Source organism: Flammeovirga agarivorans, assembly GCF_012641475.1.
Classification (GTDB): Bacteria; Bacteroidota; Bacteroidia; order Cytophagales; family Flammeovirgaceae; genus Flammeovirga; species Flammeovirga agarivorans.
On the sequence record NZ_JABAIL010000003.1, the window covers coordinates 480,892 to 498,157 of the forward strand.

The 17,266-nt window shown below is 35.7% G+C and carries 7 protein-coding genes; all 7 read left to right on the plus strand.

Going from position 1 to position 17,266, the window contains the following annotated elements:
- Positions 1-536 precede the first annotated feature (536 nt).
- Positions 537-4,352, plus strand: coding sequence for a hybrid sensor histidine kinase/response regulator transcription factor (locus HGP29_RS11065; protein ID WP_168882466.1), 3,816 nt, complete (start codon positions 537-539; stop codon positions 4,350-4,352).
- A gap of 180 nt (positions 4,353-4,532) precedes the next feature.
- On the plus strand, positions 4,533-5,762 hold the full coding sequence (locus HGP29_RS11070) for a hypothetical protein (protein ID WP_168882467.1): 1,230 nt from the start codon (positions 4,533-4,535) through the stop codon (positions 5,760-5,762).
- A gap of 29 nt (positions 5,763-5,791) precedes the next feature.
- Complete coding sequence (locus HGP29_RS11075) at positions 5,792-8,194, plus strand: T9SS type A sorting domain-containing protein (protein WP_168882468.1); 2,403 nt, start codon at positions 5,792-5,794, stop codon at positions 8,192-8,194.
- Between the two features lie 12 nt (positions 8,195-8,206).
- Positions 8,207-11,440: a SusC/RagA family TonB-linked outer membrane protein gene (locus HGP29_RS11080; RefSeq protein WP_168882469.1), complete on the plus strand. Its 3,234-nt coding sequence runs from the start codon at positions 8,207-8,209 to the stop codon at positions 11,438-11,440.
- A 19-nt stretch (positions 11,441-11,459) separates the two neighbouring features.
- A complete protein-coding gene (locus HGP29_RS11085; protein WP_168882470.1) occupies positions 11,460-13,037 on the plus strand; it encodes a RagB/SusD family nutrient uptake outer membrane protein in 1,578 nt (525 codons plus the stop codon).
- A gap of 85 nt (positions 13,038-13,122) precedes the next feature.
- Positions 13,123-14,973 carry a sulfatase family protein gene (locus HGP29_RS11090; RefSeq protein WP_168882471.1) on the plus strand — a complete coding sequence of 617 codons (1,851 nt, stop codon included), beginning with the start codon at positions 13,123-13,125 and terminating at the stop codon, positions 14,971-14,973.
- 329 nt (positions 14,974-15,302) lie between these two features.
- The coding region (locus HGP29_RS11095; protein ID WP_211093268.1) for a hypothetical protein at positions 15,303-17,266 on the plus strand (1,964 nt) is incomplete at its 3' end.

Consider the following 17,266-nt stretch of genomic DNA (forward strand, 5'->3'; position numbering starts at 1 on the left):
GATGTTAGTTATAAGGTATGATTTGAATTTTCTTGGTGTAACATTCCGAGTTCTAGATAAAGTGTCGAACGATTATTTTAGGGTGATGATGTTATAGGTGGTACTAGCCAAAGTTCCCTCCATGAACTTTCACTTCCTGGGCAAGATAAAGAGCGATGATGTGATGAAAAGTAAGTGTTACAGTAAAGAGTAGGACTAAAATCCTTTATTGAAGTAATACAAATAATTGGGGGCTTCAAAAGCATCGTTTAAATTATAGGAGCGAAAGGTTTTGATATAGTCCATCAAAGGTTCAATATTAGGTCAAAAGTTTGAAATCAGATCACAAAACCGCATTTTTACTACTGTCATGAATGATTGAAATGAAATACGATAGTGATCAGTAATTCTACTATATAAGAATGAACATTGCGCAAGATGAGATTTATTTTACTCTTTATTATCATTCATTTAATAGTATAATTATATTCGTTAAACAGATCAGCATGAAAAAGAGATTCATACCATTATCTATTTAACGGCAATTTTTTACCAGAATGAAAACATACTTACTATACTTAAAAACTACGATACTAATACTTTTATTTTCTGTGTCTATTCAAGCAGAAGATATCGTTCATTTAGAAACAGAAAAAGGTTTGGTCAACGGTACTGTAACAAGTATGGTTGAAGATTCTTTAGGTTACATGTGGGTAGGCACAAAATCGGGCCTATACAGGTATTCTGGAGAAAGATATTTATCCTATCAAATCTCGGAAAAAGAAACCAATCAATTTATCACCGCTTTGATAAAAAAGGATGGAGATATTTACGCTATTAGTAGAAAGGGAGTAATTAGTAAGTACGACTATATTCATGATTCGTTTGAACTTATTGCAAAGGCTGAAAAGTATACTTTTACTAGTGCAAAATTTGTCAATGATAACGAAATCCTTTTAGGTTTAAGGAATGGAGTAACCATCTATAATATGGAGTCGAAGACTTTTGCTAAAAAGGTGTCGCCAACTAAATTATTATTGTGTAGAGATATCATCAAATACAACGGTAAAATTTATGTAGGGGGAGCGAAAGGTCTGTTTGAACTGGTGAAAGGAATTGATAACAAGTACTCTATCAAAGAGGAGTTGGTAAAAGATATCGATATCCTCACATTTAATATCGACTCCAAAGGTAGATTTTGGATTACCACCAATAGTTCAGAACTATTCTTATATGATTATGGTAAGTTAACACCATTGAAATTGAATGGTTTTAAAAATGGTAAGAGTACAATAAGAGAGATCTTTTTTGATAACAACGATAATGCATTACTTGGTGTAGATGGAGATGGTCTATTTGTGGTAGATCAGCATTTTAATGTGATTGCTCATTATAACCATAACCCAGATGATCCATCTTCTTTACGACAAAATGACCTTGAAACAATATATGTAGATAAGAACAATGTGTATTGGTTAGGTCACAAAGAAATGGGTGTAGATATCTTATTCACAGAAGACAACCCATTTACTAATTACCAACATATTCTAAACTTAAAAAATAGCCTTTCAGATAATTTTATCCGATCGATCTTAAGAGACGATAATGGAAATATTTGGTTTGGTACAGAGTCGGGTATTGATGTATTGTCGCCTAACGGACAATGGCAAAAACTAAACACATTAATCAATACTCCTGTACTTACTTTAAACAAGTACAAAGGAGAAATTTTAGTGGGAACATATGGTAAAGGTTCTTTCTTAGTCGATCCGAAAACTTACAAGGCGAGAAAAGCATTCGAAGCTCCAGAAAGAGAAAATATTTTTGTTTTTACCACTCAAATCATTGGAGATGATGTTTGGGTAGGTGGAAATAACGCTCCTTTATCACTATTCACCAATGATAAATACCAAAGGAACTATAAAATAGGCTATGTGAAAAGCATTGTAGCAAGATCAGAAAACCTATACATTGTAGCTAGTTTGGATGGAGCGCACCTGTTAAACAAAACAACGGGTGAGATAAAGAAATTAGAAGGAAAGTCTAGTGCTACCAAAACAGCCAATGCTTTTGCTTTGTTAATCGACAATGAAAGAGAGAAAGTATGGATTGGTGGGGGTGAAGGCTTACAAAGCTACAATTTTAAAACTGATAAGCTCATAACACACTTTACAAACGGTGATGTTGGTATCATTTACGGTTTAAACTTTGATCAAAATGGGAACCTTTGGTTAAGTAGTAGCCAAGGTTTGTACAAATACAATATGACGGATAATCATCTAAGAAAGTTTGGTAAAAAAGATGGTGTAGAGATCAGTAATTTTGGATTTGGTGCAAGTCTTAAACTTCAAGATGGTTCCTTAATGTTTGGTGGTGCAGAAGGTGCGATTAAGTTCAACCCAAGTAACATCAAAAAGAATTATCAGAAGAAGAATGTTATCGTTGATGAATTTAAAATCAACGGTCAACAGGTAGATTACCGTTTTGTCGATAACCTTAATTTTAATCATGAACTAACATTAAATCATGATCAAAATACGGTGATGTTCAGTATCATTGTTCCTGATTTATACGGGAAGAACCAAAACATTATTAAGTATCAGTTAGAAGGATATGATGATAAGCCGATCATTCTTATTAATGGTGGACAGATATCCTACACAAAATTACCTGCAGGAGATTATAAATTAGTGGTAGATGTCATCAACTCTGATGGTGTGGTATCCGATAATGTATATGAATTAAATTTAGACATTAAAGATCCATGGTGGTTGTCTCCAATTGCTTTTTTAATGTATATGATCATAACATTGGGGATTTTCTTCTTGATTATGCAAGTACAGAAAGCAAAACATCAACAGAACTTCTCGGATGAGAAAATTAAGTTCTTTGTGAATGTTGCACATGATATCCGAACTCCCGTTTCTTTAATTCAATTGTCTGCAGACCAACTGGCTAAAGGAGAGAATGGTGAAAATGCAATCAGTTTAATTCGAAGAAATACAAAGCATTTAAATGAATACGTAACTCAATTATTGGATTTCCAAAAAGCGGAAAGAAACCAGCTGGAGTTGAAAGTGCAGGAGATTGATTTGAAATCGCTTATGGAAGAAGTGCTTCTTGATTTTAAACCAATGATTGAGAATAAGGAATTAACGTTCAACTTTTCTATGGCATCCATCAATGTTTGGTTTGATAAAGAAAAGATGGTTCGAGTATTCAATAACTTAATTTCCAATGCCATTAAATACTCTCACCAAGGAGGCACAGTGAAGATCAATATTGAAGAAGAGAAAGGGAAAGTATTGATCAACTTTATCGATAATGGTATCGGTATTCCTGAGAATCAACAGAAAAAGATATTTACCCGTTTTGTTAGAGCAAACAACGCTGCAGAATCTAACATTGCCGGTAGCGGTATTGGTCTTTTATTAGCCAAGAAAATTGTTGAACTGCATAGAGGAACGCTCGAATTTGAGAGTAAGGTAGATTTAGGTACAAAGTTTACTATTTCATTAAGCCTTGGAAAAGGGCACTTTATGGAAGAAGAAATCCTTAAAGTGATTGTAGAAGAAGAAGAACACTTACCTACTTTAAATATCAATGAAGAGAAAACAATCTTGGTAGTAGAAGATAATGACGATATCAGAAAAACACTGGTAGAAGAATTGTCGAAAGACTATAAGATTTTAGAAGCTCCAAATGGTAAGGAAGCCTTGGTAATTGCGTTAGAGAAAAGGCCTGATTTGGTCATCACTGATGTAATGATGCCATTAATGAGTGGTAAAGAACTTTGCCATATCCTAAAGAACAATTACAAAACGAGTCATATTCCTGTGGTGATGTTAACTGCTTTAAGTAGAGTAGAAGACAAGATAGAAGGTTTGGAATTGGGTGCAGATGCTTATGTTGAAAAGCCATTTAGAATGGAAATGTTGAGAATAACTATCAACAACCTTCTAAAATCTAGACATTTGATCAAGAAATTGATGACTGACCAAGAGGAAGAAGAAACTGAACCAGTATCAGCGGAACAAGATTTCTTATCGAAAGTGGTAGAGGAAATCAAGTCTAATGTAACGAACAAGGAGTTCAATATTGTGACCCTTTGTGAAAACTTAGGATATAGTCGATCAAACTTATTTAGAAAGTTGAAAAAACATTCGGGTATGTCGCCATCTGATTTGATCATAAAGATTAGAATTAACCACGCTATCGAATTGTTCAAGACAAGAAAAGATCTAAGAGTAGCTGATGTTGCCTATGAATCAGGGTTCAATGATCCGAAGTACTTCAGTACTACCTTCAAGAAACACATCGGTAAGACGCCAAAAGAATATATCGAATCAATAAGAGAAGAGATAATTTTCTAATTGTAAGAAGTAGGTAGTTTTTATCTACTTCTTATTCGAATCCTTCCAAAAACTAGGCGTAAAGACCTGTGGGTTGAATATTCAACTCTCTTGGATAGATAACAAACCTCATTTTACCATCAAATTTAGACATTAGCGTTAGACAAATAAACTCAGATGTTAGTTTTAAGATTTAATGAAATGAAGGAATTAAAAAAATTATGGATATCGATGTTTGTGTTTTTTCCATTCTTAGTAATGGCACAAACAAGCACTGTAAAGGTTGAGGTACCCACTCCAGAACCATTGGAGAATTATAACTTTGTTTTAGGTACTCAAGGCATTGGAGGAAAGTATAAATTTACGAAAGACTCTTACTTGGTAGAACAAGCAAAGCAAATCAGAGGGTTAGGTTCTAATATCCTAAAGATCTCTGTAAGTAAACAATACCATAAAATCTACCCGGACCAATTTAAGGATCCTAACATTAAGACAACACTAGATCTAGTTAAAATCAAGCAAGATTTTAGAGAAGTGTTGGATATGGATTTTAAGTATATTTTTATGTGGGTACATACCCTGACTAACGCAAAATGGAATGACGGCATAACTGAAACCGAAAAGAAAGCATTTTACAATGAGATGTATGACTACACTACTTACTTACTAAAGCGTTACAACAAATCGGGTAAAACTTTTCTAATAGGAAACTGGGAAGGAGATTGGTTACTACATGGTATGGGTAACAAAAAGTTAGTTCCTTCTGAAACGAAAATCGCTGGGATGACAGAATGGTTCCAAATCCGCCAGCAAGCAATTGATGATGCTAAGCGAGATACGAAGCATAAGAATGTAGAAGTATACCATTACATCGAGGTGAATTTGGCACTAAAAGGCATGAAAGGAGAGAAGTGTATCTCAGAATCTATTCTGCCCAATGTAGATGTTGACTTTGTTTCTTACTCAAGCTATGAGATAAGTAAGAGAAGCCAAGGTTACGAAAACGTATACAAAGATGTAGCTCCGGTTATGGACTATATAGAATCTAAGCTTCAACCTAAAGAAGGTTTACCTTTTTCTAGAAGAGTTTGGATTGGTGAGTATGGCTTTAAAGTGGTAAAAGGTAATTTTGAAGAGCAAGCTGGACGTTCTAAAGATGTGATGTTAGCTTCTATTCAGATGAAATTACCTTTCTGCTTGCACTGGGAAATGTATAACAATGAATATGAAAAGAATGGAGAATCTAAGGACATGTCGCTAATCTCTGCCGAAGGTGAGAAAAAGCCGATTTACTTTATCCATAATGATTACTTCATTCAAATGAATAACTACCTGAAGGCTTACAAAAAAGCGAATAAAAAATACCCTACAAACGATGAGTTCTATACAAAAGCCTTTGATGTGCTTAAGACGATAGAGTTCAATAACTAATGATTGCTATAAATAACTAATGATTTGAAATGAAATGTTTTTTACGAAATATATTACTACTTCTATTTTTTAAACTTACATTATCTATTAACGCATTGGCACAAAACGAGGTGAGTGCTATTTCTGGAGGGCATTGGTCTGATCCTACCATTTGGAGTAACCAAAAAGTCCCTACAAAACTAGATAATGTTGACTTAAAAGATTATACGGTATTCTTGATTTTACCTCAAGGAGTGGACACACTTTTTGTTTGTAACAACTTGAATATTGATCAAGCAGGTAACTTGCTGATTGGTCATGATGAAGAAGCAGAAAAATGGATTGGAATAAATGGTAATATCCACTGTGATGGTACCATTGCTCAGGGTAGAGGAGAGAGTTCCATGGAATCGGAGTCTTTCCTTCACCCTTACAATAGTAACTTGATCATCAATACCAACTCAGCGACTTCTATCACTGGAAAGGGATATATCAATCCAAAAAATTTGGTGTTATCCGGTACTGAATCTTCAACGCTTACTATTGATCATTACAATATGGTGGTTGATGGAGATTTCAATATCATCAATACTTCAACACAAGAAGTGGACTTCACTGCATATACATTTTTGAAAGTATACGGCAGCTTAGGAATAAGCGGAGGTAGAGATCAAAAATGGTTGAATAAAACTCCTATCGTTTTTACTACAGAAGGAGTTATTGTTTGTGAAAACCTTGATCTATATTCTAAAAATGGAAGTATTCAATCATCCATCTACATTAAAAATGGAGGTAGTATTTCTACAAAAACCGTTAACCATACCAATGAATGGGTGGAGAGTGGAAACAAAGGTTTTCAACTTAAAATTGCAAGAACAGGTTTACTACGTTTGGGTGAGGATGCTTTACACCCAGAAACAATACAGAATGAGGAAGAGTTGTTCCAAGTGTTGAATTATGGTGAAATCCGTACTCACTTCAAAAATCATATTGAATCTTATGACTCTATGATGGTTCAAATTGAGCCTTATAAGCCAGAAAATTATGAAAATGCTACAGAATACAAACATGTGATTGGAGCATCTCATATTGGTGGTTGGTATAACTTTACTGAAAAACCCTACTTAATTGAAGGGTTGGACATGTTCAAAGAGTTTGGTTCAACAGCTTTTAAAACATCTCTTACCTGTGGATGGCAAAAGATGCATGCCCATTATCCTTTTAATCATGATTGGCCTAACCAATTCAACACCATGACGGGGTTAGCCAAATATCATTTGATGGATACGTTGTTTTCTGATGAAGAAATTAAAACCCATGCTGTTTGGGCTAACCCTAATTTTGGAGATTATTACAAAGAAGGTCCTGATAAAAACAACGATATCTATGCTCAAGAAGAGGAACAGTTTTTTCAATTAACAGTTCACCTACTTGAAACGTATGGAGATATGGACAAGCGTTTTGTGCTTCAGAATTGGGAAGGAGATTGGATGTTGAGAGGGTCTACAAGAAATTGGGAGAAAGAACCAGAAACAATACCTGTTGATATTCGATGGAGAGTAGATGGTATGGGACGAATGTTCCGTTCAAGAATGAGAGGTGTAGAAAAAGCAAGAGCTTTATATCCTGAGGCGAATGCAGAGGTTCTTTTTAGTGTAGAATTCAATAAACTTTTCTATAGAAAGGATGGAGAATACACGAATATGATCGAATTAGAAGTTCCGAATTTGATCGAACAAGTGATCCCACAAATGAGATTGGATATTAGTTCATGGTCATCGTATGATGGGAGATGGTTACAAGAGATTGAAGTTTTTCCTTATGGTTTCTTAAATGGTATTCGAATTGCAGAGTACTTTACAACTTCTGCCCATTTTGTTAATGAAGGTACACCGGTAATGCTAGGAGAATTTGGCATGAACGAGAATGAACCTTATATCCCAAAACAATACGAAAGAGAAGAATTACCAGAAATGTTTTCAGATCTGCTTGGCTTGGTGAAATACACTGGAGTACAACAGGTATACCTTTGGAATTTTTTCAGTTCTGGTGATCAAGCTTTCGAGTTTGAGAAAGGAGAACAATATGAACTTGATACTTTATACAAGTATTTGGATGGAAAATGGGTAGTAGAGCCAGACCAATCTTATGGTACTGTAGGTGCGTATTTGGAAGAGATTTTTAATGAAGATGAGATAAAAGACCCTACTTCAACAGAAGATAATTTTGTAAAAACATCGATTTTTCCAAACCCAGCTGAAGGAGAAATATATATCACAAGCGAAGCCTTGATAGAAGAAGTTTTAATCTATTCAACAACAGGAATTCTTTACAATAGGCAAGCTTTAGATAACACCAATAAAATCAATGTGAGTCAATTGCCTCCTGGGCATTTTTTAATACGAATTATCACAAACAAAGGTCAATCTACACATCAACTAATTAAGAAATAGGACAATATAAATATGAAACAATTATTACTTATACTGATTACTTGCCTCGCAGTATCGGCTTTCGCACAAGACCGAACTGTTAAAGGTACAGTATACTCTGATGAGGAAAATCTGCCACTTCCAGGTGTAAGTGTTGTCATCAAGGATGGAGATACTTCTAGAGGAATGATTACCGATATGGATGGTAGATTTACGATTAAAGTAAAAGAATCTGACATCTTGGTCTTCTCTTTTATAGGAATGGAAACTCAAGAAATTGCCGTAAACAATAGATCGGAAATTGAAGTGCGTTTAGGTTATGATGTTGAAGAGCTAGATGAAGTCGTAGTGAGTTCAGGTTACTTTGATATCAAAAAAGGAGATGTTGTTGGTGCGGTTGGAACAATTGGAAGCGATGAATTAGAACAAACAAGATCTGTAAATGTTGAAAACATGATTGCTGGTAGAGTGGCCGGTGTGATTGTATCAGGTAATGGTCAGCCAGGTGGTGGAGTTGGTATCCAGATTCGTGGTACGAACTCTATGCAAGGTGGCACTCAACCTTTATATGTAATTGATGGTATTCCGATGGATCCATTGACAGATGCACAAGGAAATGCAGGTAGTGGAGATTCTCAATCTGCTCTGAACTTTATTAATCCAAGTGATATCGAAAGTATCAATATTCTGAAAGATGCCAATGCAACAGCCATCTATGGAGCAAGAGGTGCCAACGGTGTAGTTGTAATCACAACGAAAGAAGCAGATGGCGGAAAAAGCTATGACAAACTAACAGCAACAGTAGAATTCGGTATTTCTGAAATCAATAATAAAATTGGTGTATTGGACGGTCCTCAATTTGAAGAGTACATGAACCAAAGAGTACTCAACAACTTTTACAAAGTGATCACCAACCCAGCCAGAGAAGGTATGGTGTTCGATGGAACGCAACCATTAACTCTGGAGAATTTTCCAGAAGTAGCAGAGCTGCCAGGTAGAATGCCTTTCCCTGAAACGACGGGTGTCAATACCGATTGGCAGGATATTACTTACCAACAGGCGATCACTCAGAATTATAACTTAGCCTACAGAGGGGGGAATAAGAAAGGGAACATGTCTTTAAGCTTCGGCCTAACGGATAATCAAGGGGTGATCATTAACTCTGATTATACAAGAGCTACCCTAAACATGAACATCAATAGACAAACTTTTGATGGGAAAGTGACCTTGAATTCTAGAACCAATGGATCTTATGGTACAGGTAGAGCAACATCTGCAGGTAACGGTGAAATGTTTAATGAGAAAGGCATTGTAACGAATACTTTAACCTTCCAACCCATTTATGAAGTATTAAATGATGGTCAATCGGATGATATTTATGCTCCATTAAACGAAGGATACTTATTATCGAACCCGTATACAATGGCAACTCAAGTACAGGATATTAAAGATGCTTATACATTTAACCAAGCATTTACGTTATCAACCAACTTTACGGATAACTTAAGTGCTACTGCAAAAGGTGCAGTGAACGTTCAAAGTAGCTATAGAAACTCTTACTATCCTTCATCTACTTCAAGAGGTAGAAGAAACAATGGTGAAGCGGCTAGATCTTCTCTTTTGAATACAAAGTTATACGGTGAGTTAAACTTACGTTACCAAAAATCATGGGGCGACCACAACTTGGACTTTATCGGATTGGGTACTATTGAAAAAAGAACAGTTCAATCTGAGTTCCAAAGAGCATTAGGTTTCCCTACAGATGCAACAGGATATTATACTTTTGAAAATGCAACAGATGTATTAGTTCCTATCAATAATTATTTTACGACAGACTTAGTATCTGGTTTATTTAGAGCAGCCTATAATTTTAGACATAAATATTATGTAGATGTAAATGCTAGAATTGATGCTTCATCGAAATTTGCCGAAAACAATAAGAGTGCAATTTTCCCTTCTGCGGCAGTAGCATGGGCTATCTCAGAAGAAAACTTTTTAAAGTCATCTGAGAAAATCAATAATTTGAAATTGAGAGCATCTTATGGTAAGACAGGTAACAATGCCATTAATGCTTACCAATCGATGGCTTTAATGGAACCGGTGAGATACAATTATGATGGATCGGTAGCGGTAGGTTATATAGAAACCAATTTGGCAAATGATAACCTAACTTGGGAAACGACAGATCAGTTTAACGTAGGTCTTGATATCGGATTGTTCAGAAATCGCTTAACAGCTTCTGCAGATGTTTACTACAAGAAAACATACGACTTACTTCAGAAAGTGAATTTACCAGCCTCAAATGGTTTTGTATCCAAAATCGATAATTTTGGTGAGGTAGAAAACAGAGGTATTGAAGTTACAATGGGTTATGATATCATCAAAAAGAAAAACTTCAACTGGAATGTAACAGGTACTTTTGCCTTGAATAGAAATATGCTTGTTTCATTGAACAACAATATTGATTACCAATTAGGGCCATCAGTAGGACCGGATAGAGTATATCCAAATATCTTTATGGAAGGTCAACCTTTGGGTATTTTCTGGGGTGCTGAAACAGATGGAATATACAAAGATTGGGATGAAGCCAATGCAAGTGGTATTGTTGGAGCTGCTCCAGGTGAGATTAAATATGTAAACCACCATGTAGAATACGATGCAGATGGGAATCCACTACCTAACCAACAAATTAATTTTGATGATTATGTGAAAATTGGTGACCCGAACCCTGATTTTGTGTTCTCATTAAGCAGTGCATTTAAATACAAAAACTGGGATGTGAGTTTCTTAATCACAGGCCAAAAAGGTGGAGATATTCTTTGGGTAGAGTCTTGGCCATTGGTAAATATGAGTAAGACTACAAATGTTTCTGAAGAGGCTTACAACAATTCATGGAAAGCACCAATCGATTACAATTACGAAACTGGCGAGGTGGTTTATAATCCATCTACAGGTAATATAGACAACCCTGAACATCCTGCACCAATGACAGTTACAGGGCAGAGAGCTATCAGTTCGGACCGTCAGATTTATGATGCTTCTTATTTAAGATTGAAAAATGTAAACTTAGGGTATACGTTCCGTTTCAGAAGTAAACGATCAATGAGACTGTATGCATCAGGTCATAATTTATTTACACTTACGAACTATCCTGGATACGATCCTGAGGTAACCACATACAGTCAGAATCCTCAAAGAAGAGGTATCGACTTTGGTTCTTACCCTGGTGTGAAAACGTATATCATGGGCATTAAATTCAATTACTAACACATAGATGAAATTTAAAATGAAAAAATCAGTAATCATATTGCTTGTTTTAGTAGGTCTTATTTCATCATGTAGCCTACTTAAAGAAGAACCAAAAGTTCAAATCACGACAGATGACTTTTATAAAACGGAAGCAGATGCTATAGCCGCAATCAACGGAGCCTATGCTTCAATGAAACAGACGAACGCTTATTATAGACAGCTGTATATCTCTAATATGTATGCTTCTTCTGATCAAGGAACAAGTAGTTTCAAACATACAGACTATTACAACGGTATATTATCGTCTACTCACTCTACCTTAACGGATGCTTGGAATGCCATTTATACTTCCATTAAAGATGCGAATAATGTAATTGCTAGAGTTCCGGCTATAGAAATGAATGATGCACTTAAGAATAGAATTATTGGTGAGGCCAGATTCTTAAGAGGATTACATTATTTCAACTTGGTAAGAAGCTTTGGAGAGGTGCCATTGAGAACAACTCCGGCAGAACAAGGGGAGGATGAGATAGGCTTACCTACTTCTACAGTGGACGTGGTGTACCGACAAATCATCAGTGATCTAAAGTTTGCTTCAGAAAACTGTTGGGGCTTAGAAGAGACTGTTGAAGGGAAAGTCAATGAAATAGGAAGAGTAACCAATGCGGCAGCTGAAGGCTTATTGGCTAAAGTGTATCTTCATATGGCGTCATCTACAAGAAATGCATTAATCGGAAATGAAGGTTTAAAAATATACGAATCAATAGGAAGCAACTATGGTCAATATTATGACTCTGCTTATGTATATGCTGATAAAGCATTAAATCGACCTAAATATGCGTTGGTAACTAACGCTAATGATTATCAATTTATTTTCCATTCTACGAATGGTAACAACAGGGAGATGCTTTTTGAGATTCAGAATGCACCGGTCTCTGGGCAAGGATCAGCGATAACTAACTTATTTACTCCTCAAGGTTCTGGCTTAAGTGCTGGAACTTGGGGGGGAACTAACAGTATCAAATCCGGATTTATCAACAAAAATATTGACAAGACAGATCAAAGATACTTGTTATCTATTATCCAAGAATATACAGCGAATGGCAGAACCTATGTGATCAATGCAGGTAAGGCAGGTTACGATATCTATGAAGGAGAAGAAAGAGTAGGTGTACTTTATCAGGTTTATACTTCTAAATATGTAGATAGAGAAGCGACTTCGGATGCAACGGCTCAACAGAATTGGCATGTATTGCGTTTGGCAGATGTGCATCTGATCAGAGCAGAGGCGGCTGCCGAAAAATTGAAAGATCCATCAATGGCAGAGTATGATATCAATATCTTAAGAGAGCGAGTAGAGATGGATGAATTCTTCCAAGGAAGTGGTATGTCAATGAATGACTTCAGAACTTTTATCATGAGAGAAAGGGGAGTTGAATTAATGGCAGAAGGTAACCGTTGGTTCGATTTAACTAGAATGGGCATGTTAGAGGAACTAGTGAAATCGGCCTTCGATCCTAATAACCAAGGTTTAATTCAAGGTGTCCGAGGACCAGAAGACTATCAATGGCCTATTCCTGAAACAGAAAAAGCAGCCAACGAAAATATTAATTAAAGTAACAAATAAAGAGTAAGTAGATAGAGTGGTTAACATTTTACTACTTACTCTTCTTGATCAAAAAGATATTACTAGCAACATCATGAGAAGACTACATATTTTATTTTTAGCCTGTTTATTAGTCCCTATCATGGGAGCACAGGCACAAAAAAAGAAGAAAAATAAAAAGCCGAATGTATTGTTTATCATTTCAGATCAACATAAACAGACATTTTCAGGTGCTTACGGTCACGACATTATCAAAACTCCCAACATTGATGCATTAGCAAAAAACGGGGTAACTTTCGAAAATGCCTATGCTCCGGCTCCAGTTTGTGCACCCACAAGAGCAGCAATTGTTACAGGAATGTATCCTTATGCGAATGGAGCTATCTACCATAAAGCACCGGTTATTAATGCCAACGGTAAAGAGGTAAGAAAGGGATCAGGATTTTTGAGATCCACAGGCTATCATGATGATATTAAAACAATTGCTGAGGTTTTTAAGAAAGATGGATATATCACAGCATCACCAGGTAAGATGCATGTTCATGGTGAGCTACAAAAAAATGTAGACCCAGCACATCCAGAAAGAAACGATATGGGTTGGGATGTAGTCAATACAAGATATTATACTCACTTTCCTGGTGGCCATTATGAAGATGAAGTAGGAAAAGATGCCTACCATAGATACCGTCAGATCTTAGAATACAAGAAATATGGCGGAAGCCAAGACCTTAATCCACAGTTAAAGCCTTCATTGGTAGAAGATCATGAAGATAACTTCGATATGGTCGTAGCACGAAAAGCTGTAGAGTTTATTGACGAGAGAGGAAAAGACGACGAAAGTTTCTTCTTACATGTAGGTTTCGAAAAGCCTCACCTTCCGCTGACTACTCTACAAGAATATTATGATTTATACGATCAAAACGATTTTGAATTTCCTGAAACTGTAAACGATTGGTATAAATCAGGGAAATATCCTTGGGTGCAAAATTGGGTACACCACGGTCTTCCAAAGAACAAACCAGAACAAGCAAAAAGAGTGATGGCTGCTTATGCGGCATGTATCACAGAAATGGATGAGATGATTGGTCGTATTGTCACTGCTTTAGAAAAGAATGGTTTAGCAGATAATACAATTATCATTTATACTTCTGATCATGGTGAGCACATGTGGGAACATGGATTAAGAGGAAAACATAATATGTACGATGCGGCGATTAAAGTACCATTTATTCTTTCTTATCCAAAAGCATTGCCTCAAGGAACTAGAAACGAAACATTGGTTAGTTTAGTAGACGTGATGCCTACTGTTGCTGAATTAATTGGTGCAGATGTTCCTGAAGAAGTTCAAGGAGTTTCATTAGTATCCACTTCAAAAAATGGAAAAACAATAAAAGACAGAACAGTATTCGCAGAGTATAGAGCAGGCGATTACAAAGCATTTCCAAAGCAAAAAGATTTGCCATCAAGAATGATGAGAAAAGGAAATATGAAATACATCTATACGCACGGGGTAATCGATCAGTTATATGATGTTGAGAAAGATCCTAATGAAAGAGAAAACTTAGCATTAAATCCAGCATACCAATCTTTATTGGAAGAAATGAAATTCCAAACACTGGTAGAATGGAGATTTGATAAGTATTCTGAAATGAAAGTTGACCGTAAAGGAAATACTTTACAATGGGATGCTTGTGATTATACAGAAGATTACACCATTTTCTATGCAAAAAATAACAATCCTTTAGAAGCAAAAGTGATCAAGAAAGACTTAGCGGATTTGTCTTTCGAAGTAGAACAAAAAGGCTACTATTGGGTGATGGCTCAGCCAAAACTAACAAGAACGACTCCTCATTATGGAGAAAAAGTTCCGGTTTGGATTGCAGCACATACTTTTGATTTACCAATCTCTAATGCAGTTGAGGTAAAGAAAAATTTATCAAAATAGAGATAATACTAAGGATTGACCGAAAAAATCTAAGTAAATATTTATAAATTGAGGCTTGATAGAAATATCAAGCCTTTTTTGTAATTATATCCATGTAAAATCTGTTATACTTATAAATAAACCGTTTTAGGCTTCCTGTGATATATCTCAAATTGAATATCACTTTTTTGAAACCTTTTGATAACTGTTCAAAACATTACGAATACGTCTTTATATAGGCCTATGGTCAGTTTTTTAAGCATTATGACCAAATCGCCTACCTACAAAAAATAAATAGATATCTACTTTTATAGTGTAAAAATCACACAACAAAACTAACAGTAGAAGAAATGAAAAGAATTTTTACCGTTATAATAACATGTTTACTTTGCCATTTAGCTATGGGGCAAAGCGTGAAAATAGGAGAGCAAGACTATGCCTCTATTAACGCTGCTATAACAGCGGCTAACGAAAATGATGTTATTGAGATTCGCGGACAACACAATCTTACTGCAGTAGTTGCTTTAAATAAAACAGTAACATTGCAAGGAGAAGATCCAACAACTGATATTATTAGTAATAATGGTTCAACTAGAGTAATTAATATTACTGCTGCCAACACTATTATTAAGAACTTAACAATCCAAGGAGGTACAACAAGTAGCTCAACAGGAGGTGGTATCTATGCAAATAATGTATCAGGTATTACGCTGGACAACCTAATTGTCAAAAACAACAAAGCAAAGCAAGGTGGTGGTCTTGCAATAGGAGGAACTGATGCTACGATTACTAATTGTAAAATTTTAGATAACGAAGCTACTGTTGGAGTAGGCGGTGGCCTATTTGTTATCAATAGAAATGCTGGTGGAAAAGATATTTCAGTAGATATTGAAAATACGTCTATTTCATCTAACATTGCAAAAACTAATGGTGGAGCTATTGGCTTTGATCATAATGGAGAAGGTGACTACTATGTAGCAATCAATCTTGTGAACTCGACTTTAAATGAAAATGAAGCGGGTAATGAAGGCGGAGCAATTTTTACTAAATCTATTGCCCATACTACAAATACATCTACTTCAGTAATTGGTGTTGAATTGTACCATACTACAATTGTTCATAATACATTGGGTTCAGGAAGTAGCGGTTCTCGTTATGGTATATATTATTATAAAAATGGAAGTAGTGTGCCATCAGGTAGATTGAATATTTACAATTCAATCATTGCCTTAAATGCTATTTCATCGGGTACTGATGTGAACTTTGGTAATACAGATACAGAAAACTTGTACAACTCTATTTTAGGTAGAGTAGCCAACGAAAGTGGTAACATTACAAATTCTGATAACTATGAAACAGCAATAACTAATGCAGAACTTCTTTTATCAGCATCGCTAGAAACAAAAGAAGGTTCAACCAATGAAACTTACACTTTTACAGGATCTAGTATTGCTAAAGATTACTTCAAGGCAACAGCGAAAGATTTAGTAACAGAAGATGCGTTAGGTCAAACAAGAGATGCATTACCAGATGCGGGTGCTTTTGAATTTGTTCCTGCACCTTTTGATCCGGTCAATACCGTATTCAATACAACGACATCAACACAATATTATACGCTTCAAGAAGCGATTGATGATGCATCTGCGGAAGATGTAATTACTATCAATGGTACGCATAAAGAACAAATTATAATCACAAAATCGTTGACTCTTCAAGGCGATGATGCTTCGGAAGATATTCTAGAAGGTTTAGCCAATCAGGTGATTAATAATGGTTCAGTGATCCAAGTTTCAGGTGGTGATATAGACGTTAATTTTAACCATTTCACTGTAACAGGTGGAGACGCAGCCGGAAACGGTGGTGGAATAAATATTTTAGACGTTACAGGTCTAGTTTCTTTTGCTGATATGACGATAAGTGGTAACACAACATCAACAGGTCATGGTGGCGGTATTTCAGCTGTTGGTAGTGATGTAGAGATTGTAAATACGACAATTGAAAACAATACAACACAAGCTACAACCGAAAGATTTGGTGGTGGTCTTTTTATAGCGCCAGGTTTAAGCTTAGCAGAAGGAGCCACTGTAACAGTAAAGAAAACGACATTTAATAATAATACAACAGCAAAATCAGGTGGAGCTATTGGTATTGAAGGAAGATACAAGAATGGTAATCCGGTAGCGTTAGTATTAGAAAACGTAACGATCTTTGGGAACACAGCAGGTAATGGTGGAGCGATCTTCACAAAAGCCGCAGATTTAGCCACTGATAATACACAATCGAATATTTCATTAGTTGTAGATCATAGTACAAT

Bases quoted from the DNA above. Each gene is read 5' to 3' on its own strand.
- HGP29_RS11070 (WP_168882467.1), top strand. From the start codon at position 4,533: ATGAAGGAATTAAAAAAATTATGGATATCGATGTTTGTGTTTTTTCCA.
- HGP29_RS11090 (WP_168882471.1), top strand. From the start codon at position 13,123: ATGAGAAGACTACATATTTTATTTTTAGCCTGTTTATTAGTCCCTATC.
- HGP29_RS11075 (WP_168882468.1), top strand. From the start codon at position 5,792: ATGAAATGTTTTTTACGAAATATATTACTACTTCTATTTTTTAAACTT.
- HGP29_RS11080 (WP_168882469.1), top strand. From the start codon at position 8,207: ATGAAACAATTATTACTTATACTGATTACTTGCCTCGCAGTATCGGCT.
- HGP29_RS11085 (WP_168882470.1), top strand. From the start codon at position 11,460: ATGAAAAAATCAGTAATCATATTGCTTGTTTTAGTAGGTCTTATTTCA.
- HGP29_RS11065 (WP_168882466.1), top strand. From the start codon at position 537: ATGAAAACATACTTACTATACTTAAAAACTACGATACTAATACTTTTA.